At 71.5% G+C, this 488-nt stretch carries 1 pseudogene; it reads right to left on the bottom strand.

The features are described from left to right. Positions 1-488, bottom strand: a pseudogene (locus FJV41_RS57290) (malto-oligosyltrehalose synthase); the annotation flags it as partial.

Below are 488 nucleotides of genomic sequence, written 5' to 3'. Positions count from 1 at the left end.
ATCCACTGGCGCACCCAGGCGTGGGCCGCGGCGAGTTCCGCCAGCCGGCGCTGGTGCAGCGGGGCGTCGCGCATGCGCATCGCACGCTCGGCGTCGTCGGAAGTGTCGCGGTCGGGCAGGCGCCCGAAGGCGTCGACCAGCGACTGCACCTGCAGCGCGCTGTCGCCGTCCGACTCGGCGCCGGTGGCGGGTGCCGGCACGGCCCCGAAGATGCGCGCATAGTGCCGCGGATCGACGGGCAGGCGGTGGTCCCAGTAGCGGACGAAGAACTTGCCGGCCTCGGCATCGAAATCCAGGCGCAACTCGCCCGCTTCCAGCACCTGGCCGTACTGGCCTCCCAGCATGGGCAGCAGCACCCGGCCCTGGAGGTTGGCGGTGGCGGGTTCCCATTCGATGTCGAAGAAGCCCGCATAGGCGGAGGCGCGTCCGTGCTCCATCACGTCGTCCCACCAGGGGTTGGGTGCGTCCAGCACGCCCATGTGGTTGGG

It is taken from the genome of Myxococcus llanfairpwllgwyngyllgogerychwyrndrobwllllantysiliogogogochensis, from assembly GCF_006636215.1.
Lineage (GTDB): Bacteria > Myxococcota > Myxococcia > Myxococcales > Myxococcaceae > Myxococcus > Myxococcus llanfairpwllgwyngyllgogerychwyrndrobwllllantysiliogogogochensis.
The sequence above is the reverse complement of the archived record's forward strand: the minus strand, read 5'-3'. Positions and strand labels throughout refer to the sequence as shown.